The following is a 26,890-nucleotide window of genomic DNA, read 5'->3' on the forward strand; positions in this document are numbered from 1 at the left end:
TACTCGGCGATCAGTCGTGGGAGTGCAGGGGCTTCCCGGCCAGCGCGAGGTGCGCCTCGCCGAGTGCCTCGGTCTGCGTCGGGTGGGCGTGAATGAGCTGTGCCACCTCGGCGGGCAGCGCCTCCCAGTTGTAGATCAGCTGGGCCTCGCCCACCTGCTCACCCATGCGGTCACCGACCATGTGGACGCCGACCACGGCACCGTCCCTGACCTGGACGAGCTTGACCTCGCCCGTGGTCCTGAGGATCTTGCTCCTGCCGTTGCCCGCGAGGTTGTACTTGAGTGTGACGACCGTGTCGGCGCCGTACCGCTCCTTGGCCTGCTCCTCGGTGAGGCCGACGGAGGCCACCTCGGGGTTGCAGTAGGTCACGCGCGGCACACCGGCGTAGTCGATCGGCACCGGGTTGAGCCCTGCCAGCCGCTCGGCGACGAGGATGCCCTCGGCGAAGCCGACGTGCGCGAGCTGGAGCGTGGGGATGAGGTCACCCACGGCGGAGACGGTCGGCACGTTCGTACGGCAGTACTCGTCGGCCAGGACGAAGCCGCGGTCCATGGCGACCCCGGCCTCCTCGTAGCCCAGGCCCTGCGAGACGGGGCCGCGGCCGATGGCGACCAGCAGCACCTCGGCCTCGAACTCCTTGCCGTCGGCCAGCGTGACCTTGACGCCGTCCGCTGTGTACTCGGCCTTGTCGAAGAAGGTGCCGAGGTTGAACTTGATGCCGCGCTTGCGGAAGGCACGCTCCAGGAGCTTGGAGCTGTTCTCGTCCTCGACGGGGACGAGGTGCTTGAGGCCCTCGACGACGGTGACATCGGTGCCGAAGGACTTCCACGCCGAGGCGAACTCGACGCCGATGACGCCGCCGCCCAGGATGATCGCGGACTTCGGCACGCGGTTCATCACGAGCGCGTCGTCGGAGCTGATGATGCGCTCGTGGTCGATGGTCAGACCCGGCAGGGACTTCGGCACGGAGCCGGTCGCGAGCAGGATGTGGCGGCCTTCGTAGCGCTGGCCGTTCACGTCGACGGAGGTCGGCGACGAGAGGTAGCCGCTGCCCTCCACGTAGGTGACCTTGCGGGAGGCGATCAGACCCTGGAGACCCTTGTAGAGCCCGGAGATCACGCCGTCCTTGTACTTGTGCACGCCCGCCATGTCGATGCCCTCGAAGGAGGTCTTGACACCGAACTCGGCGCTCTCGCGGGACTGGTCGGCCACCTCGCCCGCGTGCAGCAGCGCTTTGGTCGGGATGCAGCCCTTGTGCAGGCAGGTGCCACCGACCTTGTCCTTCTCGATCAGGGCGACATCCAGACCGAGCTGAGCGGCACGGAGTGCGGCGGCATAACCACCGCTACCGCCTCCGAGGATCACTAGGTCGAAAACGGTGCTGGCGTCGTTCGCCACGTCACGTCCTCCATGCATGGGTACGCCGGGACCGGTCTCGTGTGACCGGGCGGCTTAGGTTCGGCCGCTTTCTTGCTTGCTCGGCCCTGTTGTCTGCGGATCGGCTGTTGCCGAGCCGCGAGGGGGCCCTGTCCTGCCGGTCATCCATCTTCGCACTTGTTGACGGAAACCGGGACGCGGGCCCCCGCTACCTTGAAAGGGCGCCACCGAAAGTACGGCCCCGTTCGCCAGGAGCGATCGGGGCCGAACCGTGATCAGTGGTGCGCGTACGTGCGCGCGCGCTCCGTCAGCCGAGGTCCCCGGCAGCGGTGCGCTCCACGAGCCTGACCAGCGTGCGGACGGCCGAGCCCGTACCGCCCTTGGGCGTGTAGCCGAAGGGCGCGGACTCGTTGAACGCCGGGCCGGCGATGTCCAGGTGCGCCCAGGTCGTGCCCTTGGAGACGAACTCCTTCAGGAACAGGCCCGCCACCAGGCCGCCGCCCATCCGGTCGCCCATATTGGCGATGTCGGCGACGGTCGAGTCCATCCCCTTGAGCAGGTGGTCGGGGAGCGGCATCGGCCAGGAGCCCTCGCCCGCCTCCTCGGCCAGCTCGTGCAGCGACGTACGGAACGCGTCGTCGTTCGCCATGATCCCGAACGTACGGTGGCCCAGCGCCAGCACCATCGCGCCGGTGAGGGTGGCCACGTCCACCAGCGCGTCCGGCTCCTCCTCGCAGGCGCGGGTGAGCGCGTCCGCGAGCACGAGGCGGCCTTCGGCGTCGGTGTTGAGGACCTCGACGGTCTTGCCGCTGTACATGGTCAGCACGTCGCCGGGGCGGGTGGCCGAGCCCGACGGCATGTTCTCGGCGAGCGCCAGCCAGCCGGTGACATTGGCCTTCAGGCCGAGGCGCGAGGCGGCGACGACGGCGCCGAAGACGGCGGCTGCGCCGCTCATGTCGCTCTTCATCGTCTCGTTGTGGCCCGCGGGCTTGAGGGAGATGCCGCCGGAGTCGTAGGTGATGCCCTTGCCGACGAGCGCGACGGACTTCTTCGCCTTGGGGTGGGTGTAGCCGATACGGACCAGGCGCGGCGGCTGCGTCGAGCCGGTGCCGACGCCGATGATGCCGCCGTAGCCGCCCTTGGCGAGCGCCTTCTCGTCCAGCACCTCGATGGTGAGGCCGTGCGTCTTGGCCGCTGTGCGGGCCTCGGTGGCGAAGATCTTCGGGTTCAGCGCGTTGGCGGGGGTGTTGATGAGGTCGCGGGCACGGTGCACCTCTTCGGCGATGATCTGCGCGCGGTCGGCCGCGGCCTTGTGCGCCTTGTCGCGCGGCTTGGCGCCGACGACGGCGATCTCGGCGAGCGGGGCGCTGCTGTCCTTGGTGGCCTTGGCAGCCTTGGCGGCGTTGCCGTCGCCCTTCTTGCCGTCCTCGTCGCTCGTGCCCCGGAACGCGGTGAAGGAGTACGCGCCGAGCAGGGCGCCCTCGCAGACGGCGGCGACCGCGTCGGCGTCCTCGACGGGCAGCGCGAAGGCGGCCTTCTTCGAACCGGCCAGCGCGCGGGCCGCGGCGCCGGCGGCGCGGCGCAGCGTCTCGGGCTCGTAGGACTCCTTCTTGTCGGGGGCCTCGCCGAGCCCGACGGCCACGACGACGGGGGACTTCACGCCTGTCGCGGGAGCCGGGAGCTTGGTGATCTCCCCCTCGCCGCCGCTCGCGCCGAGCGTCTCCAGCGTCGCGGCGAGCTTTCCGCCGAACGCCTTGTCCACGGCCTCGCCACCGGAGGCGACGACGACGGCGGCCTTGCCGGCGGGTCGGCCCTTGGCGACGCCGACGACGACAGCGTCCGCGCGCAGCGTCGCCGCGGACGAGGTGCTGAGAGTCAGTGCAGACACGGTGGGAGGAACCTTCTTCCTTGATGTGCCGCGCGCGGGTGTACGCCTACGGCTTTGGACGCTTCGGGCATCGTATGCCCGTCTCCTTCACCGCCGGTGACCGGCGGTCTTCTCCCCGCCGCCCGCCCTTCTTCCCGCCGCGGCGGCGCGTGCCGGGCCTTGGTGCCCGGCGGTGCGAACCGACCGTACTAGCAGGGCTGTTGGGCCGCCGCGCGTACGTGCAGGCGGCAGGCGGCGCTGGACCGGCTCAGAAGAAGGTCAGCACGACGAGTGCGCAGGTGGCCGCCACCTCGGCGAGCGCGCCGAACACGTCGCCCGTCACGCCGCCGAGCCGCCGCGAGCAGTGCGCGAGCAGCAGTTCGGCCGCGCACAGCCCCAGTGCGGCTCCGGCCGCGAACAGGACGAGCCCGGCCGACCCGGCCAACAGCCCGGCGCACGCGGCGAGAAGGACGGCGCACCCGGCGACGCCGTACGCCATGCGTGCCGGAACCGTCTCCGCGACGGCGGCCCCCAGCCCCTCGGGCCGCGCCGCCGGTACCCCCGAGCGGGAGGCGAGGGTCAGCGCCGTACGCCCCACCAGCGCGGACACCGCGAACGCGACGGCGCCGAACGCCCAGCCCCGCGCGTACAGTTCGGCGACGGCCGCCACCTGACCGAGCAGCAGGAGGACGAGCGTCACCACGCCGAAGGGCCCGATGTCGGACCGCTTCATGATGCGCTGCGCCTCCTCGGCCGGCTTGCCGCTGCCGAGCCCGTCGGCGACATCGGCGAGCCCGTCCAGGTGCAGCCCTCTGGTGAGCGCGGCCGGCGCGGCGACGGTCGCCACGGCAGCGAGCAGCGGTGCGGAGCCGAGCAGCAGCAGTACGGCGCCCAGCGCGGCGGCGGCGAGCCCCACGACCAGCCCGGCCAGGGGCGCGCACACCATGCCGAGCCGCGCCGCCTCGCGGTCCCAGCGCGGCACGCGTACGGGCAGCACGGTCAGCGTGCCGAAGGCGAACCGCAGCCCGTCGGCGAACGAGGCGGCGGCCGGTCCAGGTGGCGGCCCCTGGGGCGGCTCAGCGGGCGGCTCCGGTGGCGGGGGCGGCTGCCGCGGGGGAGGGGAGCTGTCCATGGCGGAGCAGGCTACCCCCGGCGAAGAGGAACAGCACCAGGGCCACGGCGCCCCCCAGCGGCAGGCCGGCGGCCGGTACGGACAGCGCGAGCGGGGTACGGGCCGACGCCTCCCACCAGGGCAGTCCCGGGTACGGTCAGCGCCCCCACCGGGACGGGACCGGAAGTTCGAGGAAGCCCTCGGCCCGTGCGCAGGCGAGGCCGATCCTGGGCAGTTCGCTGCTCTTGGCGAACAGGACGAAGCGCGGCTCCCACACCGGCCGGTACTTGGCGTTGGCGCGGTAGAGGGACTCGATCTGCCACCAGCGCGAGAAGAAGGCGAGCAGCGAGCGCCACAGCCGCAGTACGGGCCCGGCGCCCAGCCGCGCGCCGCGTTCGAAGACGGAGCGGAACATCGCGAAGTTCAGCGAGATACGGGTGGTGTCGACCTCACACGCGCGCTGGATCAGCTCCAGCACACAGAACTCCATCAGCCCGTTCTCCGCCTCGCGGTCCCGCCGCATCAGGTCGAGCGAGAGCCCGTGCCTGCCCCATGGCACGAACGACAGCAGCGCGCGCAGGGTGCCTTCGGAGTCCCGGCACTCCACCATCACGCACTGTCCGTCGGAGGGGTCGCCGAGGCGGCCGAGCGCCATGGAGAAGCCGCGCTCGGACGTGCTGTCACGCCACTGGTCGGCATGGCGCGTCAGGTCGGTCATCTCGGCCGCCGGAATGTCCGCGTGCCGCCTGATCCTGGCGGTGTAGCCGGCGCGCAGCACCCTGTTGTACGCCTGCCGTACGTTCCGCATGGCGCGGCCCTCCAGGGTGAACTCGGCCGTCTCCACGACCGCTTCGTCGCCGAGTTCGAGCGCGGACAGGCCGTGCCGGGTGTAGACGGTGCCCGCCGTCTCGCTCGCGCCGATGACGGCGGGCACCCACGCGTGGTCGGCGCACTCGGTGAGCCAGGCGTCGATGGCGCCCGGCCATGCCTCGGGGTCGCCGAGCGGGTCGGCCGAGGCGAGCGAGACGCCGCCGGCGACGCGGTAGGTCACGGCGGCCTTGCCCGAGGGCGACCAGATGACGCTCTTGTCGCGGCGCGTGGCGAAGTAGCCGAGCGAGTCGCGCTCACCGTGCCGGTCCAGCAGGGCGCGCAGCTGTTCTTCGTCCCGCGCGCCCATCGGTTCGGTCGCGCGCCGGGAGCGGAAGGCGGCCAGCAGGACGAGCAGGAGCAGCAGCGCGGCCATCACGTTGATGAGGACGCCGACCCAGTCGGGGATGTCGACGCCCTCGACCCGGTCCCCTGTCCCGGCGATGAAGACGAGCCGCGCCACCGCGTACATCATCCGGCCGCCCAGGTCGGAGCGGTGTTCGGCGGGGGAGTGGTTGGTGACGGTGACCAGGAGGGTGGCGACGGCGGTCGCGAGGACGAGCCCGGCGAGCGCGACGGCCAGCGCCAGCCGGGGGTTGGCGCGGTCGCCCTTGGCGTGGAAGGAGCGGCGCCCGGCCAGGAGCGCGGCGACGAACAGCGCGGTGAGCGCGTAGGAGAGCCAGTTGAAGGCGTGCGCGCGGAATTCGGGGAAGGCCGCCATCACGGCGGAGTAGAGCAGCAGGACGAGTACGCCGAGGCAGAGGTTGAGGATCCACGCTGCGCGCTTGCGGCGCCGCATGGTGACCGCGAGCACGGCGGCGAACAGCGCGCCCGTGAAGCCCGCTGCGACGAGGTGCGGGGTGAAGAAGTCGCCCGCGTTGTGCCGCTTCAGATCGCTCCCGAAGGAGACCGAGACGGCACCGAGCAGGTTGATGACGGTGGCCGCTCGCAGATACCAGACGGCGAAGGCCGCGGCGTGACTGCGGAGGCTGCGGTGCGCCGAGTCGGGCATATGCTCTCCCATATGGTGAGCATATGTGGCATGTACGGCGAATCAGACAGCGGGTGTCCGAGCACCGCAGGGCAGGACGCTCAGCGGGCGCCTCAGGTTGCGTCCGCGAGTCCCTGCGCCGTGCCCTCCGTTTCCCCGTCCGGCTCCGTACTCGCCAACTCCGGCTCCCGCACGGGGAGTTCGGCCGCCAGTGCGGCAGCGGCGCGCACGAGGGGCAGCGCCAGCAGCGCGCCCGTACCGCCGCCGACCGCGATGCCCTGGTCCATCAGCGGGTCGAGCGCCATCCGGTCCAGCGCCTTGGCCTGAGCCGGCTCGCTCGTCGCGTGCCCCGCGAGCCACCAGTCCGGGGCGCGGAACGCCACCCGCTGTCCCACCAGCGCGCACGCCGCCGACACCACACCGTCCAGGATCACCGGGGTGTGCCGCACGGCCGACTGCAGCAAGAAGCCCGTCATCGCGGTCAGGTCGGCCCCGCCCACGGTCGCCAGCAGCTCCAACTGGTCGCCCAGCACAGGGCGTGCGCGGCGCAGCCCGTCCCGGATCGCCGCGCACTTGCGCATCCACGCGAGATCGTCGATGTGCCCGCCGCCCCTGCCGGTGACCACCGAGGCGTCGGTGCCGCACAGCGCGGCGATCAGGGTGCCGGCCGCCGTCGTGCCGCCGACGCTCAGATCGCCGAGCACCACGAGGTCCGTGCCCGCGTCGGCCTCCTCGTCCGCGACGGCCATGCCGGCCCGGAAAGCCTCGACGGCCTCGGCCTTCGTCAGCGTGTCCTCGGTGTCCAGCCGGCCGGACGAGCGCCGCACCCGGTGCCGCGTCACCTCGGCGGGCAGCTCACCCGGATCGCAGTCCAGCGACATGTCGACGATCCGCACGGGTACCTCGAACCTGCGCGCGAGCACAGCGGCGGGCGAGGCCCCGTCCAGCGCTTCCCGTACGAGCGTGAGCGCACCGCCCGCAGGACGGGTCGAGACATCGAGCCCGGCGACACCGTGATCGCCGGCGAAGACCACCAGCCGCGGGTTCGCCACCGGCTCGACCGGCACCCGCGACTGCGCCGAACTGAGCCATTCCCCCAACTCGTCCACGCGCCCCAGCGCCTGCGCGGGCAACCCCGTCAGAGTCCGCCGCTCCTCGGCCTCGCGCCGCAGACTCCCGCTGGGCCGCTCGATGAGATCGGAGAAGTCATCCAGGTCCAGATCAAGCTCGCTCATGCTGGCGAAGCGTACGTGACCGAGCCGGAGCCCTCACCTCAGTGGGCGGGGTACGCCCGCGACGGTGAGCAGCACGTGCTCGCACTCGGCCGCGAACGAGGCGTTCAGACGGCCGAGTTCGTCGCGGAAGCGCCGGCCCGCCGGGGTGGCGGGCACGACGCCCGAGCCCACCTCGTTGCTCACCGCCACCACATGCCGCCGCGTCTCCCGTACGGCACCGACCAGCGCGGCGACGCGCTCGGCCAGCGCGGCCGAACCGTGGTCGGCCCACAGGCTGTCGTCCCACGCCTGCACCTCGTCCATGGCGTGCGTCAGCCACAGCGACAGGCAGTCGATCAGCAGTGGCGGCCCCTCGGCGGCCAGCAGCGGCACGAGGTCGCGTGTCTCCTCCGTGCGCCAGGAAGCCGGTCGCCGTTCCCGGTGTTCGGCCACCCGTGCCCCCCACTCGGTGTCGCCGTCGCGGCTCCCGCTCGTCGCCACGTACACCACGCCGGGGAACGGGGCGAGCCGCCGCTCCGCCTCGACCGACTTGCCCGAACGCGCTCCTCCCAGCACCAGCGTCCTGCGCGGGATGTCCGGTACGGAGTGGTACTCGCCGACCCTCAGCGTCGTCCCGTCCGGCACGGCACGCGCACCGGCCGAAGCGAGCCTGCGGTGCAGTTCGGGCCCCGGCGGACCGTACGCGTGCGAGTGCCCGATGTGCACGGCCAGTACGTCCGTCGTCGCGCCGACGACACCGGCCGCACGCAGCCGCGCCAGCGCGTCGGGCCGTCCGAGCACGTCGAGCAGCACCATGTCGCACGACGGACTGTGCTCGCCGCGGTCCCCCTGGGCCCCGTCGGCCCCGCGCTCCCCGTACGGCCCCTCGCCGATCCCGGCGGGCGCCGCACCCGGCGGCAGATACATCAGCCGCTCACCGTCAGGGCCCGTCACCAGATACCCCGTGCCCGGCGAGTCCAGCGCCAGCGCCCGCACCCGGTGCCCGCTGATCAGGGCCAGCTCCTGCCGGTCGGGCACCCGCACCGGAGCGGGCAGCCCCGCTGGCACCTCCAGCGCCGGGCCGTCGTGCGGATGCGAGAGCAGCACCTGCCGTACGCCGCTGAGGGTCTGGCCCGCACGCGCGGCGGCGAACGCGGGCCCGGGGGTCAGGTCGAGCAGCACCGTGCCGTCGATCAGCAGCGCTGTCGCGGCCCGTGCCTCGTCACCTGTCGCGGCGGCGCAGCGCGCGCAGAGGCAGTCGGGACGGGGAAGGCCGGCGGGCTCGCCGGTGCCGAGCAGAGTGAGTTCCACAGGACGATCGTCTCGTGACCCGCCGCTCCCCGCGCACAGGGGACTACGCTTCCGGCAGCAACAGGCGATCTCGGGAGGCACAGATGGCGTGGACGTGGCGGTTCGAGAAGGCCGACGGCACGGAGACGGAACCAGCCGTCCAGCCGGAGGAGTTCCCCACCCAGGGGGACGCCGAGTCGTGGATCGGCGAGGTCTGGAAGGAGCTGCTCGACGGCGGCGCCGACCAGGTGACCCTTCTGGAGGACGACGCCGTCATCTACGGCCCCATGAGTCTCCACGCGAGCGAGACCCCGCCGGAGGACTGAGCTTCAGGGGCGCCGGCCCCCGGGCCCGGCCGCCCCTCGCCGGCGGTACTCCGGCCGTCCTCCGAACGCCGCGGGTCAGGAGCCGGCGGGCGACGTGAGCAGCTGCGTCGCCGCCAGCTCCCCGTACAGCGGGTCTCCCGCCACCAGCTCGTCGTGGGTGCCGGTGGCCCGCACGGTGCCCGCCTCCAGTACGACGATGCGGTCGGCCAGCGTCACGGTGGAGAGCCGGTGCGCGACCACCAGTACCGTCGTCGTCCGCGCCACCTCGGCGACCACCTCGCGCAGCGCCAGCTCGTTGGCCGCGTCGAGCTGGGAGGTCGCCTCGTCCAGGAGCAGCAGCCTGGGGCGGCGCAGCAGCGCCCGTGCGATGGCCACCCGCTGCCGTTCCCCGCCCGACAGCTTGCTGCCCCGGTGTCCCACCACGGTCTCCAGCCCGTCGGGCAGCCGTGCCACGAGCCCCGCGAGCCGGGTGCGCTCCAGCACCCCCGCGATCTCCTCGTCCCCGGCGTCCGGCGCCGCGAACAGCAGGTTCTCGCGCAGCGTGCCCGCGAGCACGGGCGCGTCCTGCTCGACGTAGCCGACCGAGCGCCGCAGCGCGTCCAGTGGCCACTCCCGTACGTCGACGCCGTCCACGAGCACCCTGCCGCCGTCGGGCTCGTAGAACCGTTCGATCATCGCGAAGACCGTGGTCTTGCCCGCGCCCGAGGGCCCGACGAACGCGGTCATGCCGCCGCCGGGAACGGTGAAGGAGACGCCGTGGTGCACGGTCGGCAGGCCCTCGGCGTACCGGAAGGAGACGTCCTCGAACTCCACGCTCGCCGGACCCCTGCCCTCTGGCGCGGCCCGCTCGTCCCCCACGGGCTCGGTCTCCAGCAGCTCCGCCTCCCGGAGACGGGCCACGGCTGCGGCCCCCACCTGGTATTCGGACGCCGCTGAAACGAGCCGCGAGATCGGGTCGATCAGATAGAAGAGGGCCAGCAGGAAGGCGACCAGCGTCGCGATCGAGATGGCACCCGAGGCCACCCGGGCGCCGCCGACGCCCAGCACCGACAGGAACGACACCTGTATGGACAGCCCGATCGAACTCGACGCCAGTGACTCCCACTTGGCGGCCCGCACCCCGTGCCGCCACGCCTCCAGTGAGGCCGCCTCGACCGCCGCCTCCTCGCGCTCCTCCGCGCCGGAAGCCTTGACCGTACGGAAAGCGCCGAACGTCCGCTCCAGCACGGCCGAGATCGCCCCCACCGACTCCTGCGCGCGCTTCGCCGCCTTCGCGATGTGCGGCAGCACGAAGCCGAGCGAGCCGCCGATCAGCGCGGTCACGCCCACGGTGACGGCGAGCAGCACGGGGTCGAGGAACGCCATCATCGCGAGCGTCGCCAGCAGGGTGAGCGCGCCGGTCGCCGCCGACACCAGGGAGTTGGTCGTCACCTGGCGCAGCAGTGTGGTGTCGGCGGTGACGCGGGACATCAGGTCGCCCGGCTGGGTGCGCTCGGCCGCCCCCAGCCGCAACCGCAGCAGCCGCGCGACGAGTTGGCGCCGCGCGGCGAAGACGACGGACTCCGCTGTCCGCTGCAGCACATAGGCGCCCACCGACTCGATCGCGGTACCGGCCACCACCAGCGCCGTCAGCAGCACCAGCACGGAGCCGATCGCCTGCTCGTTCCCGAGCCTGTCGACCAGTTCCTTGGCGGCGAGCGGCTGCGCGAGCCCGGTCACGGAGCCGACCAGCGTCAGCATCCCGCCCAGCGCGATCAGCGCACGGCGCGGCCTGATGTGCGCGTACAGGGCCCGCCACGTCTCGCGGGCCGGGAGCTTCGTCTCAAGGGGTGCGCCGGAGGCGCCCGATTCACCGGACATACGGAGAGGGACGCCGTGGCGCCCCTTTCGCCTGGCAGGGCACGTTCAGCCCCGTACGCCGCACAGGTGCAGCGAGGTGGCCACGGCGCGGTACGGGTCCACGCGGGCGGCCCGCTCCTCGGCGTCGAGCGCCGCCTCCTCGGCGGGCGCGTCGTCGGCGCAGAAGACCCCGACGCCGTACCACCGCTCCAGCGGTGCGCCGATACGGGTGAGCAGCGAGGTCAGCGGGTCGAGCCGCAGGGTGCGGTCGCTGTCCTCCGAGGCGGCCAGCGCGGCCAGCGTCGCCTCCCAGTCGGCGGCACGGCCGGCGCGCATCGCGCGGGCCGCGACGTTGGGGATCACCAGCGAGAGCAGCCCGCCGGCGTCGAGCACGCGGGCGAGCCCGGCGAGGGTGCTCTCGGGGTCACGTGACTCGGAGAGCACGCTGTGGCACAGCACGACATCGAAGGTGCCGGGCAGGAAGTGTGCCCCTGTGTCCTGGCCGTCGCCCGGCACGATGCGGAACCGCTCGCGTATGCCCTCGGGCTCCTGCTCCAGCGCCCCGCGCACCACGTCCAGCAGCGCGGGGTCGGACTCAAGGCCCGTCACCTGGTGCCCGGCACGTACCAGGCGCAGCGCCTGGTTGCCCTCGCCCAGGCCGATGTCGAGCACCCTGAGCCGCCGCCCCACCTCGAACTGCGCGGCGATGGCCTCATCGAGCTGGCGGGCGACCAGCTCCTGCCGGATCAGGGCTTCTCGCCGCGTGCGACCTGCGGCTTCGGCAGGCGCATACGGCGCATCTGAAGGGTGCGCATCAGCGCGTAGGCGACGGCGCCGCGCTTGGGCTCGTCGGGGTAGCGCTCGCGGATCTTCTTCTTGAGCCGGACGGACAGGACCACCGAGTCGATCACGATCAGCACGATCAGCAGCAGCCACAGGAGCATGACGTAGGACTGGAAGGCACCGGCGTTGATCATGCTCAGAACGAGGATGATGATGGCCATGGGCAGGAAGAACTCGGCCACGCTCCACTTCGCATCCACGAAGTCGCGCGCCAGGCGCCGCACGGGCCCCTTGTCGCGTGCAGGCAGATAGCGCTCGTCGCCGCTGGCCAGCGCCTCGCGCTGCCTGGCCATGTCGGCTCGGCGCGCTTCCTTCTGGCGCCTGGCCGCGTCCTTGCGGCTGGTCGGCGTCGTGGAGAGCGTGCGGCGTGGTCCCTGCGCTTCGCTGCGCTTGGGGGTAGGTCGGCCCTTGGGGGCCTCAGGGTCGCGGGTCTCTTTGGGCTCGGCCGCGCTCACCTGGTGGGTTGCGGCCTGCCCTTCTTTCGAACGGCTTCGGAACACGTCCTCAAGAGTACGGTGTGGTGGAGAGTAGGCCGCAGCCCCGTGGGGAACGATCCGGCAACGCCGGTCCTCACTGGCGAGACGCGCCTACTCCCTGCGCCGGAGAGAGCACGGACCTGATCGTCCTCACGGATGAGCGCATCCGCGCTTGAACGGTGCGGTAATGGAACAAGGCCCCGTACTCTGGGGTCTGTAGATGTGCCGAGGGCTTGAGTCCGTTACGAAGGGGGCGCGCGAGGCCCATGAGCGGTGTCATGAAGCGTATGGGAATGCTCTTCCGCGCGAAGGCCAACAAGGCCCTGGACCGGGCTGAGGACCCGCGCGAAACACTTGACTACTCCTACCAAAAGCAGTTGGAACTGTTGCAGAAGGTGCGCAGGGGTGTGGCCGATGTCGCCACGTCCCGAAAGCGCCTCGAACTGCAGATGACCCAGCTCCAGGGGCAGTCGACCAAGCTGGAGGACCAGGGCAAGAAGGCCCTGGCGCTGGGCCGTGAGGATCTGGCGCGCGAGGCACTCTCGCGCAGGGCGGCTCTCCAGCAGCAGGTCACCGACCTGGAGGGGCAGCACCAGACGCTCCAGGGCGAGGAGGAGAAGCTGACCCTTGCGGCTCAGCGACTCCAGGCCAAGGTGGACGCCTTCCGTACCAAGAAGGAGACCATCAAGGCCACGTACACGGCGGCCCAGGCCCAGACCAGGATCGGGGAGGCGTTCTCCGGCATCTCCGAGGAGATGGGCGATGTCGGCATGGCCATCCAGCGGGCCGAGGACAAGACGGCGCAGCTCCAGGCGCGCTCCGGCGCGATCGACGAGCTGCTCGCCTCGGGCGCGCTCGACGACCAGTCGGGCATGGCCAAGGACGACATCACGGCCGAACTGGACCGCCTCTCCGGCGGCACCGACGTCGAGCTGGAGCTCCAGCGGATGAAGGCCGAGCTGGCCGGAGGCAGCAGCGGTGGCGGGCAGCAGGCCATCGAGGGTGGGGACGAGCAGGGCCAGACGGGCCAGTCCGGGGCACAGCAGCCGCAGGACACGCCTAAGTTCGACAAGCAGTGACCCGCGGCCCCGGTCCCGAAGGAGAGCGACATGATCGTCAGGATCATGGGCGAAGGCCAGGTGAAGCTGGACGACAGCCACTTCGCCGAGCTGAACAAGCTGGACGACGAGCTGCTCGCCGAGATGGAGGGCGGTGACGAGTCCGGTTTCCGCCTCACCCTCGGCGCACTGCTCGACGCCGTACGCCGCCTCGGCAGCCCGCTGCCGGACGACGCGCTGGAACCGTCCGAGCTGATCCTGCCCTCACCCGAGGCGACCCTCGAAGAGGTGCGGGCGATGCTCACCGACGACGGGCTCATCCCGGGCTGAGACCTCTGCTCCGCTTCCCGCGCGGCCCCGTGTCCGGCCTGTCCGGTACGCCGGGGGAGCGGTGCCCGGGCGAGGAGCGGAGCGGGGGTCATGCCCCGGGAAGGCCGGGTCCACGGTGCCAGTTGTGACTCTCAGCGAGGTCCGCGAGCGCCTTCGCGCCCACCCCTACGCCGTGGACGCGCTGATCGCCGTGGGGGCCTTCGCCGTCATGCTGCTCGGTGCCGTCACCGATCCGCACGCCCCGCGCGGCTCACCCGTCTTCTCCGCCGGGCACACGCTCACGGCGCAGACCGTGGTGCTGGCCGCGCTCTCCTCCGGTGTCCTCGCGTTCCGCCGCCGCGCGCCGCTCCCCGTGCTGGTGCTCACCAGCCTCATCTCCCTCGCCGCGCTCATCCTCGACCCCGCCTCGGGCGAGGCGGCCGACCGCCGCGTTCCGCTCGTGCTCGCGGCCGTCATCGCGCTCTACACCGTCTCCAACACCACGGACCGCATCACCAGTTGGCGCGTCGGTGCCGTGACCGTCGCCGTACTGACCACCGCCGGCATGGTCTTCGGGGCCCGGCCCTGGTACGCGCAGGAGAACCTGGGCATCTTCGCCTGGACCGGCATGGCCGCCGCCGCCGGTGAGGCCGTGCGCAGCCGGCGTGCCGTCGTCGCCGCCATCCGCGAGCGTGCCGAACGCGCCGAGCGCACCCGCGAGGAAGAGGCCAGGCGCCGCGTCGCCGAGGAGCGGATGCGCATCGCGCGCGAGCTGCACGATGTCGTCGCCCACCACATCGCCCTCGTCAACGTGCAGGCAGGCGTGGCGTCACACGTCATGGACCAACGCCCCGACCAGGCAAAACAGGCCCTGGCGCATGTTCGGGAGGCCAGCAGGCACGCCCTCGGCGAGCTGCAGACCACCGTCGGGCTGCTGCGCCAGTCAGGAGACAGCGCGGCGCCCACGGAACCGGCCCCGGGGCTCGCGGTCCTCGACGACCTCGTGAGCGGCTTCCGGCACGCGGGGCTCTCCGTCTCCGTCGAGGCGCCCGCGCTCACCAGGAACGGCCGCCCCCTCTCCTCCGCGGTCGACCTGACCGCCTACCGCGTCGTACAGGAAGCCCTCACCAACGTGCAGAAGCACGTCGGCCCCGGCGCCCACGCCGACGTCCGTATCCACCGCGGCCCCCACACCCTGGAGATCAGCGTCCTGGACGACGGCGCGGGCGCCAGGGCGGGCGAGGCCGGCGAGGACGTGCACGGCGAAGCGGTCCCGGGCGAGGAGCCGGTCAGGGAGACGGCGCGCGGGAAGCCGGAGGCTGGGGCCGGTGGGGAGGCCGGTGCGGGGGAGACGTACGAGGAGTCAGGTGGCGCGGCGGAGGGCAACGGCGGCCACGGGCTCATCGGTATGCGCGAGCGCGCGGCGGCCCTGCACGGGGAGTGCGAGACGGGACCGCTGCCAGGCGGCGGATTCAGGGTGCACGTACGGTTGCCGCTGGAGACGACGGCGCCGCGTAAGGAGACCTCCGCATGACGATCCGTGTCGTACTCGCCGACGATCAGACGCTGTTGCGCAGCGCGTTCAGGGTGCTGGTCGACTCCGAGGCCGACATGGAGGTCGTCGGTGAGGCCGCCGACGGGGACGAGGCGGTGACCCTCGTACGTGAACGCGCCGCCGACGTGGTGCTCATGGACATCCGCATGCCGGGCACCGACGGTCTCGCCGCCACCCGCCGGATCAGCGCCGATCCCGAACTGGCGGAGGTGAAGGTCGTCATCCTCACCACCTTCGAGGTCGACGACTACGTCATCGACTCCCTGCGCGCGGGCGCCTCAGGGTTCCTCGGCAAGGGCGCCGAGCCGGGCGAGCTGCTCTCCGCGATCCGCACGGCGGCCAAGGGTGAGGCGCTGCTGTCGCCCGTTGCCACCAAGGGGCTCATCGCCAAGTTCCTCGCACAGGGCGGCACTTCGGGCGGCGACGGGGACAGTGCGCGTGCCGCCGAACGCCTCGGCGCGCTCACGGGGCGCGAGCGCGAGGTGCTGGCACTCGTCGCCGCCGGGCTCTCCAACGACGAGATCGGTGAGCGTCTCGACGTCAGCCCGCTCACCGTCAAGACACATGTCAACCGGACCATGGCCAAGCTCGGAGCCCGCGACAGGGCGCAGTTGGTCGTGGCCGCCTACGAGAGCGGACTCGTACGGCCTTCGGGTGGAGGGTGACGTACTGCGACCGCAGTACGGGCGGCGGAGGAGAAGGGGACCTGGGGCGGAGAGATCCGCGCCGTCCATGGGCGAAGGTGTAGTCGGCACCGGTGTTCTGCCCGTTCAGCGGCGGCACCCGCACCACCTTTTCCCTAGAGAGAGACCTGGCACCCCATGTCCTGGCTGTCCCGCCTCAGCCTCGTACAGCGTGGGCTGATAGGGCTGATGGCACTCGTCGCCGTCGCCTTCGGCGCCATCGCCGTTCCGCAGCTCAAACAACAGCTCCTGCCCTCCATCGACCTGCCCATGGTCTCGGTCATCGCGCCGTACCAGGGCGCTTCTCCCGACGTGGTCGAGAAGCAGGTCGTCGAGCCCATCGAAGACAGCATCCAGGGCGTCGACGGCATCACGGGCGTCAACTCGACGGCCAGCGAGGGCTCGGCCGTCGTCATGGCGCAGTTCGACTACGGCGACGGGTCCGACCAGACCATCGCCGACGTCCAGCAGGCCGTGAACCGTACCCGTGCCCAGCTCCCCGACGGGGTCGACCCGCAGGTCGTGGCCGGCGGCACGGACGACATCCCGACCGTCGTGCTCGCCGCCTCCTCCCGGGACAAGGACCAGCAGGCGCTCGACGACGCGCTCGACACCTCCGTCGTGCCGGTGCTCAAGGACATCGAGGGCGTCAGCCAGGTCACCGTCGACGGTGTGCAGGACCAGGTCGTCGCCGTCACCCCCGACGCCAGGAAGCTGGCCGGCGCGCGGCTGACGCCCGCCGACCTGTCCAAGGCGCTGGAGGCGGGCGGAGCCTCGGTGCCCGCGGGGTCCTTCGCGGAGGACGGCAAGAGCAAGACCGTTCAGGTCGGTTCGGGCTATACGTCCCTGAAGGAGATCGAGAACCTCCGCGTCCCGGCCAAGGGCGGGGGAGACCCGGTCAGCGTCGGCGACATCGCCAAGGTCGAGCAGGTGCCCGACCAGGCCACGTCGCTGACCCGCACCAACGGGGAACGCAGCCTCGCCGTCTCGGTGACCATGGACAACGACGGCAGCGCCGTCGACATCTCCCAGGCGGTCGACGACAAGCTGCCCCAGCTGCGCGACGACCTCGGCAAGGGCTCCCAGCTGACCGTCGTCGCCGACCAGGGCCCGCAGGTCTCCAAGTCGATCAGCTCCCTGACCACCGAGGGCGTGCTCGGCCTGATCTTCGCCGTCGTGGTCATCCTGATCTTCCTGCTGTCGGTGCGCTCGACGCTGGTGACGGCGGTTTCCATCCCGCTGTCCGTCGTCCTGACCCTCATCGTGCTGTGGACCAGGGACCTCTCGCTCAACATGCTGACGCTGGGCGCCCTCACCATCGCCATCGGGCGGGTGGTGGACGACTCCATCGTCGTCCTGGAGAACATCAAGCGGCACCTCGCGTACGGCAAGGAACGCACCACCGCCATTCTCGACGCCGTCAAGGAGGTCTCCGGCGCGATCACGGCCTCCACGCTGACGACCGTCGCCGTCTTCCTGCCGATGGCGTTCGTCGGCGGCATGGTCGGCGCCCTCTTCGGCGGCTTCTCGCTCACCATCACCGTCGCGCTGCTCGCCTCGCTGCTGGTGTCGCTCACGGTGGTGCCGGTCCTCTCGTTCTGGTTCCTGCGCGCGCCCAAGGCGCTCAAGGGCCTCGACCCGGAGGAACAGCGCCGCAGGTCGGAGGAGAAGGAGGCGGCCAGCCCGCTCCAGCGCTTCTACGTGCCCGTACTGCGCTTCGCCACCAAGCGCCGCCTCACCAGCCTCGTGATCGCCGTCGCCGTGCTCATCGGCACCTTCGGCATGGCGCCCCTGCTCAAGACGAACTTCTTCGACCAGGGCGACACCCAGCAGCTCACCGTCAGCCAGGAACTCCCCCCGGGCAGCAGCCTCGGCGCAGCCGACAAGCAGGCCAAGAAGGTCGAGAAGCTGCTCTCCGGCGTGGACGGCATCGAGGACTACCAGGTCACGGTCGGCTCGGCCGGACTGATGGCGGCCTTCGGCGGCGGCACCGACGCCAACCAGGCGTCCTACCAGATCAAGCTGAAGGAGTCCGCCGACAGCGACAAGGTCCAGGACACCCTCAGCGAGGGGCTCGACAAGCTCGGCCCCTCGATCGGCGAGACCAAGGTGGGCGCCGGTGACGGCTTCGGCGGCCAGGACCTGAGCGTCGTCGTCAAGGCGGGCGACGAGGACGTGCTGAAGACGGCGTCCGGCAAGGTGCGCGCCAAGGTGGCCAAGCTGGACGGCGTCACCGACGTACAGTCCGACCTGTCCCAGTCCGTGCCCCGTATCTCCGTCAAGGCCAAGGACTCGGCCGCACGCTACGGGCTCAACGACGCGGCGCTCGGCCAGGCCGTCATGCAGGCCGTCAGCGGCACCAAGTCCGGCAAGGCGACGCTCAACGACACGGAACGCGATGTCGTCGTGCGCTCGCCCGAACCGGCCAGCACCGTCGCCGAGTTGAAGAGGATGCCGCTCGGCAAAACCACGCTGGGCAAGGTCGCCGACGTACGTACCGTCAGCGGGCCCGTACAGATGACCCGTATCGACGGCGCACGCGCCGCGACGATCACGGCGAAGCCGACCGGGGACAACACGGGTGCGGTCAGCGCGAAGCTGCAGTCCGAGATCGACTCGCTCGATCTGCCCAAGGGGGCGACCGCCTCGATCGGCGGGGTCTCGCAGGACCAGGACGAGGCGTTCGGCTCGCTCGGGCTCGCCATGCTCGCCGCCATCGCGATCGTGTTCCTGCTGCTGGTCGCGACGTTCAAGTCGCTGATCCAGCCGTTGATCCTGCTGGTGTCCATACCGTTCGCGGCCACGGGCGCGCTGGGCCTGCTCGTGCTGACGGGCACGCCGATGGGTGTGCCGGCGATGATCGGCATGCTGATGCTGATCGGGATCGTCGTCACCAACGCGATCGTGCTGATCGATCTGATCAACCAGTACCGGGCGCAGGGGTACGGCGTCATCGACGCCGTCATCGAGGGCGGCCGGCACCGGTTGCGGCCGATCCTCATGACGGCACTGGCCACGATCTGCGCTCTCACGCCGATGGCGCTCGCCGTCACGGGTGACGGCGGCTTCATCAGCCAGCCGCTGGCCGTCGTCGTCATCGGCGGGCTCGTGACCTCGACGCTGTTGACGCTGCTGCTTGTTCCTACTCTGTACGCGATGGTTGAGCTGCGGAGGGAGAGGCGGGCCGCGAAGCGGCGGCAGGGTTCTGCCGCCTGAGTTTCCGGGGTCCGGTCCAACCCGTGGGGGGTTCTGACCGGGCCCCGGTTTCCGTTCCAAATGGGGCTTCGCCCCTTTCCCCGTTGGCCTCGCCGGCCGGGCGTTGAGGGGCGCTGCCCCCCAACAGCCCCCCGCTAGAGGTGGGCTTCGCCCCCCTCTAGGACTCCCCCCACCCGTATCGGGACCAGGCCCCTTTTAAGGGGCGCGGGGAACTGCGCGAGCGGCCACGACGTACCCGCGGTGGGCAGCGCACAGCAAGGGGCAGCCCTTTGGCGAGGCATGAGGCGGCGGGTCAGGCAGCCACTCAGAGGAAGGTCCCCGAGGGGATGTAGGGCGACGGCGGCCGGAGGCCGCGCACGCAGAGGAAGCCCTCGGCGCGCACGCCGAGCCCCGCGTCGAGGGCGACATCGACGGCCCACTGCTGCCCGGCCGTCACATCGTGCACCTCGGCGACGACCCCGTCGCCAAGGCTGAGCAAGGCGGCGCTCAGCACACGCGTGGCGAGCCGCCGTGACGTGGCGGCGAGCAGTTCGACCATGCCCGTTTCGTGGATGTAGCAGTACCCGCTCCCGGCGAGGTCGTCCGCGACGACGAGCCGGCAGTGGCGCATCAGGTAGTCGTGGTCGGGCCCGTGGGCACCGCCCCGTACCCGCCGGTCGACGGAGTCGAGCAGGTCACGGTCACGCGCCGTGCCGGCGACGGCCGGCCCGTCGGGTGCGGGGAGCCGCGCGTGGTCCACGCGCCCCCGCATCCGCATCGTCGGGTGCACCTCGAACCCGGCGCGACGGTAGGCGCGCACGGCGGCGGGGTGCCGCGAGCAGCAGATGAGCCCGCGCAGGCAGCCGCGCCCGTGCTCCAGGGCGCGCTGGAGCAGCGCGTTGCCCGCGCCCTTGCCCTGTGCGCTGGGCAGTACGACGAGCAGCGCGAGACCCCAGGTGCCCTCGCGTATGGCGGACTGCGCCGCGCCCACGGGCTGACCGGTGGGGTCCTCCGCGATCCAGCTCCCGCCGGGGTCGTGGCGCGCCAGGTGCCGGATCCTCTCGTGGGAGCGTGCGACGCGCTCGGGCGACGGCGGCTCCGGCGGCGCGTCGCCCTTGAGCGCGTGCGAATCACCGAAGGCGGCCGTTGCCAACTGCCGTACGGTTTCCGCGTCTTCCTCGGTGTCCTTGACCGGTCGCAACAGCATTTGCCGCAGATTACGGGAGCGCCAGCATGCGTTCCAGCGCGAGCTTGGCGTACTTCTCGGTTTCCGGGTCGACCTCGATCCGGTTGACGACCGTGCCGTCGACGAGGGATTCGAGGGCCCAGACGAGGTGGGGCAGGTCGATCCGGTTCATGGTGGAGCAGAAGCAGACCGTCTTGTCGAGGAAGGCGATCTCCTTGTTTCCCGCGCCCTCCGTCGCATAGCGCTTGGCGAGGCGCCGTACGAGGTTCAGCTCGGTGCCGATGGCCCACTTGGAGCCGGGCGGCGCCGCGTCGAGGGCCTTGATGATGTACTCCGTGGAGCCCACCTCGTCGGCGGCGGCGACGACCTCGTTCTTGCACTCGGGATGCACGAGGACGCGGACGCCGGGTATCCGCTCGCGGACCTCGCGGACGGAGTCGAGCGAGAAGCGTCCGTGCACGGAGCAGTGGCCGCGCCACAGGATCACCTTGGCGTCACGGAGCTGCCGCGGCGTGAGGCCGCCGTTCGGCTTGTGCGGGTTGTAGAGGACGCAGTCCTCCAGGCTCAGGCCCATGTCGCGCACGGCGGTGTTGCGGCCGAGGTGCTGGTCGGGCAGGAAGAGGACCTTCTCTCCCTGTGCGAAAGCCCAGTCCAGCGCGCGCTTGGCGTTGGAAGAGGTGCAGATCGTGCCGCCGTGCCTGCCGGTGAACGCCTTGATGTCGGCGGAGGAGTTCATGTACGAGACGGGGACGGTCGTGCCCGCGACGCCCGCCTCGGTGAGTACGTCCCAGCACTCGGCGACCTGTTCGGCGGTGGCCATGTCCGCCATGGAGCAGCCTGCCGCCAGGTCGGGGAGGACGACCTGCTGGGCGGGGCCCGTGAGGATGTCGGCCGACTCGGCCATGAAGTGCACACCGCAGAAGACGATGTACTCCGCCTCGGGGCGGGCGGCGGCCTCCCTGGCCAGCTTGAAGGAGTCACCCGTCACATCGGCGAACTCGATGACCTCGTCGCGCTGGTAGTGGTGCCCGAGGATGAAGACGCGGTCGCCCAGCTTCTCCTTGGCGGCGCGTGCGCGTGCCACGAGGTCGGGGTCGGAGGGGGAGGGGAGGTCGCCGGGGCACTCGACGCCCCGTTCGCTCTTCGGGTCCGCCTCCCGGCCGAGGAGGAGGAGCGCGAGTGGGGTCGGCTGTACGTCGAGCAAGGGACCCACCCTTTCTGTAAGGCCGCAGGAGGCACTTCTCGTCTAACTGACGTTATCTATCATAGCGGCTTCACGTCACTTTGACGATGGGGCTCATGTCGATGTGACGCATTCCCAGCCGCTCATGCGGTGTGCGAGCATGCAGGAGAAAGCGAAAATGGCCGTGCTACTCCTGGAATGAATCCGGGAAGCCGTTGGTTGGCACTGACGGCAAAGAGCAGTCCGTACAACCCGGGAGAGAAGCAGATGTCCGTTTCGGACGAGACCGCTGTAAGCGAGGGCATCATCCTGTCCGACGCCGCCGCCTCGAAGGTCAAAAGCCTGCTTGAGCAGGAGGGCCGTGACGATCTGGCGTTGCGCGTCGCCGTCCAGCCGGGTGGCTGCTCGGGCCTTCGTTATCAGCTCTTCTTCGACGAGCGCTCGCTCGACGGCGACGTCGTGAAGGACTTCGAGGGTGTGAAGGTCGTCACCGACCGGATGAGCGCCCCGTACCTTGGCGGCGCCTCCATCGACTTCGTCGACACCATCGAGAAGCAGGGCTTCACGATCGACAACCCGAACGCCACCGGGTCCTGCGCCTGTGGCGACTCCTTCAACTGATCGACAGCGCAGGTGCCGTGCGCCCATGTGAGCGTGTACGGCACCAAGGCGTGTGACAAGGGCGGCGGACTCCCCCCACCAGGGGCCCGCCGCCCTTGTCGGCTGTCCCCCCGCCCCACCGGGGCCGGGGGACCGTCTGTCTCCCCTCGCTCCTCGGACCCTCGCCTTCAGGTCCTCGCTCCCCGGACCGTCAGGTGCGCGGCAGCTTGTCGCCGTCGCGTGCGTCCAGGACCTTGCGGTCACCGAGCGCCTTGTCGAGCTTCACCTCGACGGTCTGCCGCTTGGCGATCTTCACGCAGACCTTCTTGCTGTCCGAGTCCTTGGCCTTGACCCGTACCTTCACGGCCTGGCCCGACTCCTCGGCCGTGGCCCTGTACTTGTCGCACACGCCGCCCCAGAAGCTGATGGTGAGCGTGCGGCCCTTGTTCTTGTACGACTCGATCGCCTGCGAGGGCGCGTCACCGCCGCTACCTGCGCCGATACCGCCACCGCCCGCATCGCTGTCCTTGCCGTCCTTCGGGGGCCCGGGCGCCGCCGAGCCGCTGCCGGGCTGCTCGGCGGGCGCCGACTGCGGCGGCTGAGCGGGCTCGGGGACACCGGTGCCGGGCGTGCCCTCGCCGCTCGATGTGCCCGAGGACTTCAGGAACTCCGGTTCGACGGCGGGGTGCGCCACCTTCGTCCCTCCGGCGCCGGACGGCTGCTCGACGTCGTAGATCCACGCGGGAACGAGTATCCGCTTGCCGTGCGACTGCTCCAGGGACAGCCCGAACTCGGCGCCGCTCACCTTCGTGGGCTCCGCCTTGTTCGCCTTGCCACCGGATGCCTTGCCGCCCTCCTTCGCGCAGCCCGGCCGGACGTCGGGGCCGTCCTGGCCCTTGCCTGTCTGCGGCCTCTCGCCGGCGCCTGAGGGGGGAACGCAGGGCTCAACGGCCACGTGGCCGCCGTGCTTCTGGCTCTCCTTGTTCAGCGCGTCGAGCGTCGCGTCGGCGCTCTGGACGGGATACGCGGCACCCTTGACCGCCTTGCCCCAATTGCCCGCGCCCCGCGCGACCTTGCCGTCGGAGCCCACCATGAACGTGCTGTCCCAGCCGTACGTGGGCAGCCCGTCCACCTTGGGCGTGACGGTCACCATGCGGGCTCCCCCCATCGTCGAGCCGGCCTTGAGCCGTGCTTCCTCCAGGCCGAGCGCCTTCAGTGCGGGGCGTACGGCGTCCCTCGCCCTGTCCTTGGACACGGGCTCGCCCTTGGTCGCTTCGGCCGAGGCGTCCTTGGCGCACGCGCCGTGGGCCGGGGTGCCGGGCAGGTCCTTGTGCCGCGCCTCCGGCTTCTGCGGGTGGGTCTTGTCGCACTCGCCGGTCAGCGCGCCGCGGTCCATGTACATCCACGTACCGCTGCCGTCGCCCGTCTCGGCGGTCAGCACCGAACCTCCGGCGTCCGCTGGGGTGATCTCCCAGCGGCCCGGCTTCTTCTGCGGACTGCCCTTGAGACCGAGGGACTTGGCCAGCTCCGTCAAGTCGCCCTTGTGCACCGGGCGGTCGGCCTTGTGCACGGCGGCATGGTCGGGGCCCGAGGGCAGCTCACCCGTGGCGCGGTAGGACCTGGGGCCCATCGGCTCACCGGGTGCGATGTCCATACGCCCGCCCACGGACATGGCCGCCTGGTCCAGGGCCAGTTGGGGCGGCTTCTTGCCCCCGGCCCGCTGACCCGCCTCGTCCGTGCCGCCGGAGGAGGCGGACGAGGCCCAGTACGCACCGCCGCCACCGGCCAGCAGCACCGCCGCCGCCACGCCGACGACCGTCAACTGCCGCCGCCGGGGCTCGCGTCCGGGCCGGTCCTCGGTATCGGGGGACTGGTCTGTACTCACCGAAAACTCCTTTGGCTCCGCGCGTCCATGAGGTCGCATCCCTCATGCCGGGACGGAAGTTGGACGGAGCCGGAGAGCGGCCGGTTCCCCTCCGCGTCCAGCGGAGGCTGCCTCAGTCGCCGTACTCGGACATACCATCCAGGAGTCGCGCGGAGCGTGACGGCACACGTACACCGTGCAACGCCTGGGCCGCGATGGGCGCCTGGGCCTGCAGGGGCGGCCGATGTGGCACCCAGTGCGGGGTCATTTGCGCACAGTCACCGAGAAGTTGCTCCAGTGATTCATGCTCGGTCGGTTGCTGCACGGTCTTCCTCATGGAATCGACGCTACGCATCCGTTGACGTGCCCGGAAGACCCTACTATTTGGTAGTTGTGTCCTGTTCGGGTCCGGAGGGCTAGCGGGTAGCGTTGTTTGCACTCTCCACTTCCGTGCTTGCGCGGGGGTGGTATGCCCACCGTCTCTCAGGAGCAGATTTCGTCGTGCGTATCGCAGTCAGCGGTTCCATCGCAAACGACCACCTGATGACCTTTCCGGGGCGTTTCTCCGACCAACTGGTCGCCGACCAGTTGCACACGGTCTCGCTCTCCTTTCTCGTCGACAAGCTCGACATCCGACGCGGCGGCGTCGGTGCGAACATCGCGTTCGGTATGGGCCAGCTCGGCGCCGGCCCGGTCCTCGTCGGCGCGGCGGGAGAGGACTTCGAGGAGTACCGCGTCTGGCTCGAACGCCATGGCGTGGACACCACGTCGGTCCGTATCTCCGACGTCCTGCACACCGCGCGGTTCGTCTGTACGACCGACGCGGACCACAACCAGATCGGGTCCTTCTACACCGGCGCGATGAGCGAGGCCCGGCAGATCGAGATCCAGCACGTCGTCGACCGGGTCGGCCCGCTCGACCTGCTGTGCATCAGCGCGGACGACCCCGAGGGCATGCTGCGCCACACCGAGGAGTGCAGGACCCGCGGCATCCCGTTCGCCGCCGACTACTCCCAGCAGATCGCGCGCATGGACGGCGAGAGCATCCGTGTGCTGACCGAGGGTGCGACGTACCTCTTCTCGAACGAGTACGAGAAGGAGCTGATCGAGAGCAAGACAGGCTGGAGCGACGAAGAGGTGCTGCAGAAGGTCGGCACCCGCGTCACCACGCTCGGCAAGAGGGGTGCGCGCATCGACCGCGCGGGCCAGGAGTCCATCCACGTGGCGTGCGCCGAGGAGCGCACGAAGGCCGACCCGACCGGTGTCGGCGACGCGTTCCGCGCCGGCTTCCTCTCCGGCCTCACCTGGGGCGTCAGCCTCGAACGTGCCGCGCAGGTCGGCTGCATGCTGGCGACCCTCGTCATCGAGACGGTCGGCACCCAGGAGTACGAACTGCAGCGCGTCCACTTCATGGAGCGCTTCACCAAGGCGTACGGCCACGACGCCGCGACCGAGGTCCAGGCACACCTGCCCTCCTGACCCAGGGATTCCGGAATCCCGGCAGTCCCCGGGCGCCTCAGCCGGAGGCGGCCACGCGCCGCACCCGGAAGGCATCACCGGAGGCGTCCACGAACGCGTGCCCCGTCATCTCGCACCACGCGGGAATGTCGAGCCGGGCGGCCACGTCGTCGGCCAGAACGGTGACGACGCCCCCGACAGGCACCCGCTCGATGACCTTCGCCAACTCGATCACCGGAACGGGGCACTTCTTCCCGAGCGCGTCGACCGTGAGCGCGGAGGCGGCGGGCTCCGCGGGCTCCGGGGCGGCGGGGGACCCCGTTGGCTCAGCGGGGGCCGAAGAAGCCCCCGCGGCCGGGGCGGAGGAGCCCAGGGAAGCCGCGCCCACATGCGCCCTTACGCCGTCCACGACTCCGGGCAGGGCCGAAAGAAACCGGTTCACTTCGGCCTCGTCCACCCCGGGAGGCAACGACACCCGCACGTTGCCCTCCGACAGCACCCCCATCGCCCGCAGCACATGGCTGGGCGTCAGCGTGCTCGACGTGCACGAGGACCCGGACGAGACCGAGAAGCCCGCGGCGTCCAGCGCCTGGAGCACGGCCTCACCGTCGACGTAGAGGCAGGAGAACGTGACGAGGTGCGGCAGCCGCCGTACAGGGTCGCCCACGACCTCCGTATCGGGCACCAGTTCGGGCACCCGTTCCCTGATCCGGTCCACCAGCGCACGCAGCCGTGCCGCCTCGGCGCCGGCCTCGGCGCGTACGGCCCGCAGCGAGGCGGCTGCCGCGACGATCGCGGGGACGTTCTCGAAGCCGGGAGCCCGTCCCGACTCCCGTTCGTCAGCGGGTTCGGGTGCGGCGAAGCGCACGCCCTTGCGCACGGCCAGCAGCCCCACCCCGCTGGGCCCGCCCCACTTGTGCGCGCTCGCCGTCAGCAGCGACCAGCCCTCGGGCGGCGCCTCCCACGGCAGGCTCTGAGCCGCGTCGACCAACAGCGGGACACCGGCCTCCGCGCAGACCGCAGCCGTCTCCGTGACGGGCTGCACGGTCCCGACCTCGTGGTTCGCCGACTGGAGGCAGGCCAGGGCGCTGCCGGGGTCCAGCGCCTCGCCGTACTCCCGCGCGTTCACCCGCCCCGTGCGGTCGACGCCCACCTCACACACCGAGCCCCCGGCCCGCTCATGGGCGGCAGCCGCGTGCAGGACGGCCGAGTGTTCGACGGCGGAGAGCACGAGCTGCCGTCCGACCCTGCGCCGGCCCGCGAGCGCGCCCGCGATCCCGGTGTGCAGCGCACGGGTGCCGGACGAGGTGAACCACAACTCGTCCGGCCGGCACCCCACGGCCTCGGCTGCCGTCTCACGCGCGGCGTCCAGCAGCATCCGCGCCCGCCGCCCCTCCCGGTGCGGCCTGGCAGGGTCGGCCCACCCCTCGTCGAGCGCGGCGAGCAGCGCCTGCTGGGCGACGGGATGGAGCGGCAGCGACGAAGCGGCATCGAAATAGGACACCCCAGCACGCTATCCCCCCGCCGGCGCAGGCCGTCGCGCGTACGGGAACCAGAGCGGAGGGGCATCATCCGGATCGTCAGAACCCCAGCCCCC

Annotated in this window: 21 protein-coding genes; 8 read left to right on the forward strand and 13 right to left on the reverse strand. The window is 71.3% G+C overall.

The window, feature by feature from the left end:
- Positions 1-10 precede the first annotated feature (10 nt).
- From lpdA to NMN56_RS31940, 6 genes are all read right to left on the reverse strand, one after another.
- The gene (gene lpdA, locus NMN56_RS31915; RefSeq protein ID WP_274041879.1) at positions 11-1,417 is read right to left on the reverse strand and encodes a dihydrolipoyl dehydrogenase; all 1,407 of its coding nucleotides are present in this window, start codon (positions 1,415-1,417) and stop codon (positions 11-13) included.
- 268 nt (positions 1,418-1,685) lie between these two features.
- Entirely contained in the window at positions 1,686-3,266 is a 1,581-nt protein-coding gene (locus NMN56_RS31920) for a leucyl aminopeptidase (RefSeq protein ID WP_274041878.1), read from the reverse strand.
- Positions 3,267-3,513: 247 nt separating this feature from the next.
- A complete protein-coding gene (locus NMN56_RS31925; protein WP_274041877.1) occupies positions 3,514-4,377 on the reverse strand; it encodes an adenosylcobinamide-GDP ribazoletransferase in 864 nt (287 codons plus the stop codon).
- Between the two features lie 136 nt (positions 4,378-4,513).
- Positions 4,514-6,247, reverse strand: a complete 1,734-nt coding sequence (locus tag NMN56_RS31930; RefSeq protein WP_274041876.1) for a phosphatidylglycerol lysyltransferase domain-containing protein — start codon at positions 6,245-6,247, stop codon at positions 4,514-4,516.
- Between the two features lie 80 nt (positions 6,248-6,327).
- Positions 6,328-7,449: a nicotinate-nucleotide--dimethylbenzimidazole phosphoribosyltransferase gene (locus NMN56_RS31935; RefSeq protein ID WP_274041875.1), complete on the reverse strand. Its 1,122-nt coding sequence runs from the start codon at positions 7,447-7,449 to the stop codon at positions 6,328-6,330.
- A 33-nt stretch (positions 7,450-7,482) separates the two neighbouring features.
- A complete protein-coding gene (locus NMN56_RS31940) occupies positions 7,483-8,739 on the reverse strand; it encodes a bifunctional adenosylcobinamide kinase/adenosylcobinamide-phosphate guanylyltransferase (protein ID WP_274041874.1) in 1,257 nt (418 codons plus the stop codon).
- Positions 8,740-8,822: 83 nt separating this feature from the next.
- Here NMN56_RS31940 and NMN56_RS31945 point away from each other — a divergent pair, with 83 nt between their 5' ends.
- Positions 8,823-9,044: a hypothetical protein gene (locus tag NMN56_RS31945; protein ID WP_274041873.1), complete on the forward strand. Its 222-nt coding sequence runs from the start codon at positions 8,823-8,825 to the stop codon at positions 9,042-9,044.
- Positions 9,045-9,119: 75 nt separating this feature from the next.
- Here NMN56_RS31945 and NMN56_RS31950 read toward each other — a convergent pair whose 3' ends face one another.
- The 3 genes from NMN56_RS31950 to NMN56_RS31960 are packed head-to-tail and all read right to left on the reverse strand — an operon-like array spanning position 9,120 to position 12,226.
- Positions 9,120-10,904, reverse strand: coding sequence for an ABC transporter ATP-binding protein (locus tag NMN56_RS31950; RefSeq protein WP_274041872.1), 1,785 nt, complete (start codon positions 10,902-10,904; stop codon positions 9,120-9,122).
- Between the two features lie 45 nt (positions 10,905-10,949).
- A complete protein-coding gene (locus tag NMN56_RS31955) occupies positions 10,950-11,573 on the reverse strand; it encodes a class I SAM-dependent methyltransferase (RefSeq protein WP_430542763.1) in 624 nt (207 codons plus the stop codon).
- 56 nt (positions 11,574-11,629) lie between these two features.
- Entirely contained in the window at positions 11,630-12,226 is a 597-nt protein-coding gene (locus tag NMN56_RS31960; protein ID WP_274041871.1) for a DUF3043 domain-containing protein, read from the reverse strand.
- A 242-nt stretch (positions 12,227-12,468) separates the two neighbouring features.
- On the opposite strand from NMN56_RS31960, the gene NMN56_RS31965 reads away from it, so the two are divergent.
- The 5 genes from NMN56_RS31965 to NMN56_RS31985 all read left to right on the forward strand — a co-directional run bounded on the left by NMN56_RS31965 (position 12,469) and on the right by NMN56_RS31985 (position 19,023).
- Positions 12,469-13,281: a PspA/IM30 family protein gene (locus NMN56_RS31965; RefSeq protein ID WP_274041870.1), complete on the forward strand. Its 813-nt coding sequence runs from the start codon at positions 12,469-12,471 to the stop codon at positions 13,279-13,281.
- 30 nt (positions 13,282-13,311) lie between these two features.
- Positions 13,312-13,590, forward strand: a complete 279-nt coding sequence (gene pspAA / locus NMN56_RS31970; RefSeq protein ID WP_274041869.1) for a PspA-associated protein PspAA — start codon at positions 13,312-13,314, stop codon at positions 13,588-13,590.
- A gap of 115 nt (positions 13,591-13,705) precedes the next feature.
- Positions 13,706-15,103 (forward strand): sensor histidine kinase, encoded by a 1,398-nt coding sequence (locus tag NMN56_RS31975; RefSeq protein ID WP_274041867.1) that lies wholly within the window; start codon positions 13,706-13,708, stop codon positions 15,101-15,103.
- Entirely contained in the window at positions 15,100-15,789 is a 690-nt protein-coding gene (locus NMN56_RS31980; RefSeq protein ID WP_274041866.1) for a response regulator transcription factor, read from the forward strand. The genes NMN56_RS31975 and NMN56_RS31980 overlap by 4 nt, the downstream gene beginning before the upstream one ends.
- 156 nt (positions 15,790-15,945) lie before the next feature.
- The gene (locus NMN56_RS31985; RefSeq protein ID WP_274041865.1) at positions 15,946-19,023 is read left to right on the forward strand and encodes an efflux RND transporter permease subunit; all 3,078 of its coding nucleotides are present in this window, start codon (positions 15,946-15,948) and stop codon (positions 19,021-19,023) included.
- A gap of 304 nt (positions 19,024-19,327) precedes the next feature.
- Here the strand turns inward: NMN56_RS31985 and NMN56_RS31990 are convergent, their stop codons facing one another.
- Positions 19,328-20,209 carry a GNAT family N-acetyltransferase gene (locus NMN56_RS31990; RefSeq protein WP_274041864.1) on the reverse strand — a complete coding sequence of 294 codons (882 nt, stop codon included), beginning with the start codon at positions 20,207-20,209 and terminating at the stop codon, positions 19,328-19,330.
- A 10-nt stretch (positions 20,210-20,219) separates the two neighbouring features.
- On the reverse strand, positions 20,220-21,401 hold the full coding sequence (gene nadA, locus NMN56_RS31995) for a quinolinate synthase NadA (RefSeq protein ID WP_274041863.1): 1,182 nt from the start codon (positions 21,399-21,401) through the stop codon (positions 20,220-20,222).
- 237 nt (positions 21,402-21,638) lie between these two features.
- On the opposite strand from nadA, the gene NMN56_RS32000 reads away from it, so the two are divergent.
- On the forward strand, positions 21,639-21,992 hold the full coding sequence (locus NMN56_RS32000) for a HesB/IscA family protein (RefSeq protein ID WP_274041965.1): 354 nt from the start codon (positions 21,639-21,641) through the stop codon (positions 21,990-21,992).
- Positions 21,993-22,182: 190 nt separating this feature from the next.
- Here the strand turns inward: NMN56_RS32000 and NMN56_RS32005 are convergent, their stop codons facing one another.
- On the reverse strand, positions 22,183-23,856 hold the full coding sequence (locus tag NMN56_RS32005) for a flagellar basal body-associated FliL family protein (RefSeq protein ID WP_274041862.1): 1,674 nt from the start codon (positions 23,854-23,856) through the stop codon (positions 22,183-22,185).
- Between the two features lie 480 nt (positions 23,857-24,336).
- On the opposite strand from NMN56_RS32005, the gene NMN56_RS32015 reads away from it, so the two are divergent.
- Positions 24,337-25,314 (forward strand): carbohydrate kinase family protein, encoded by a 978-nt coding sequence (locus NMN56_RS32015; RefSeq protein ID WP_274041860.1) that lies wholly within the window; start codon positions 24,337-24,339, stop codon positions 25,312-25,314.
- Between the two features lie 37 nt (positions 25,315-25,351).
- Here NMN56_RS32015 and NMN56_RS32020 read toward each other — a convergent pair whose 3' ends face one another.
- A complete protein-coding gene (locus NMN56_RS32020; RefSeq protein WP_274041859.1) occupies positions 25,352-26,797 on the reverse strand; it encodes a cysteine desulfurase/sulfurtransferase TusA family protein in 1,446 nt (481 codons plus the stop codon).
- Positions 26,798-26,890: the final 93 nt, after the last annotated feature.

The organism is Streptomyces iconiensis (assembly GCF_028657195.3).
Lineage (GTDB): Bacteria > Actinomycetota > Actinomycetes > Streptomycetales > Streptomycetaceae > Streptomyces > Streptomyces iconiensis.

What these genes read in the sequence shown, in the direction of transcription:
- NMN56_RS31925 (WP_274041877.1), bottom strand. Translation starts at nt 4,377, where the DNA reads ATGGACAGCTCCCCTCCCCCGCGGCAGCCGCCCCCGCCACCGGAGCCG.
- NMN56_RS31990 (WP_274041864.1), bottom strand. Translation starts at nt 20,209, where the DNA reads ATGCTGTTGCGACCGGTCAAGGACACCGAGGAAGACGCGGAAACCGTA.
- NMN56_RS31985 (WP_274041865.1), top strand. Translation starts at nt 15,946, where the DNA reads ATGTCCTGGCTGTCCCGCCTCAGCCTCGTACAGCGTGGGCTGATAGGG.
- NMN56_RS31980 (WP_274041866.1), top strand. Translation starts at nt 15,100, where the DNA reads ATGACGATCCGTGTCGTACTCGCCGACGATCAGACGCTGTTGCGCAGC.
- lpdA (WP_274041879.1), bottom strand. Translation starts at nt 1,417, where the DNA reads ATGCATGGAGGACGTGACGTGGCGAACGACGCCAGCACCGTTTTCGAC.
- NMN56_RS31935 (WP_274041875.1), bottom strand. Translation starts at nt 7,449, where the DNA reads ATGAGCGAGCTTGATCTGGACCTGGATGACTTCTCCGATCTCATCGAG.
- pspAA (WP_274041869.1), top strand. Translation starts at nt 13,312, where the DNA reads ATGATCGTCAGGATCATGGGCGAAGGCCAGGTGAAGCTGGACGACAGC.
- NMN56_RS31950 (WP_274041872.1), bottom strand. Translation starts at nt 10,904, where the DNA reads ATGTCCGGTGAATCGGGCGCCTCCGGCGCACCCCTTGAGACGAAGCTC.
- NMN56_RS32000 (WP_274041965.1), top strand. Translation starts at nt 21,639, where the DNA reads ATGTCCGTTTCGGACGAGACCGCTGTAAGCGAGGGCATCATCCTGTCC.
- NMN56_RS31965 (WP_274041870.1), top strand. Translation starts at nt 12,469, where the DNA reads ATGAGCGGTGTCATGAAGCGTATGGGAATGCTCTTCCGCGCGAAGGCC.
- NMN56_RS31945 (WP_274041873.1), top strand. Translation starts at nt 8,823, where the DNA reads ATGGCGTGGACGTGGCGGTTCGAGAAGGCCGACGGCACGGAGACGGAA.
- NMN56_RS31930 (WP_274041876.1), bottom strand. Translation starts at nt 6,247, where the DNA reads ATGGGAGAGCATATGCCCGACTCGGCGCACCGCAGCCTCCGCAGTCAC.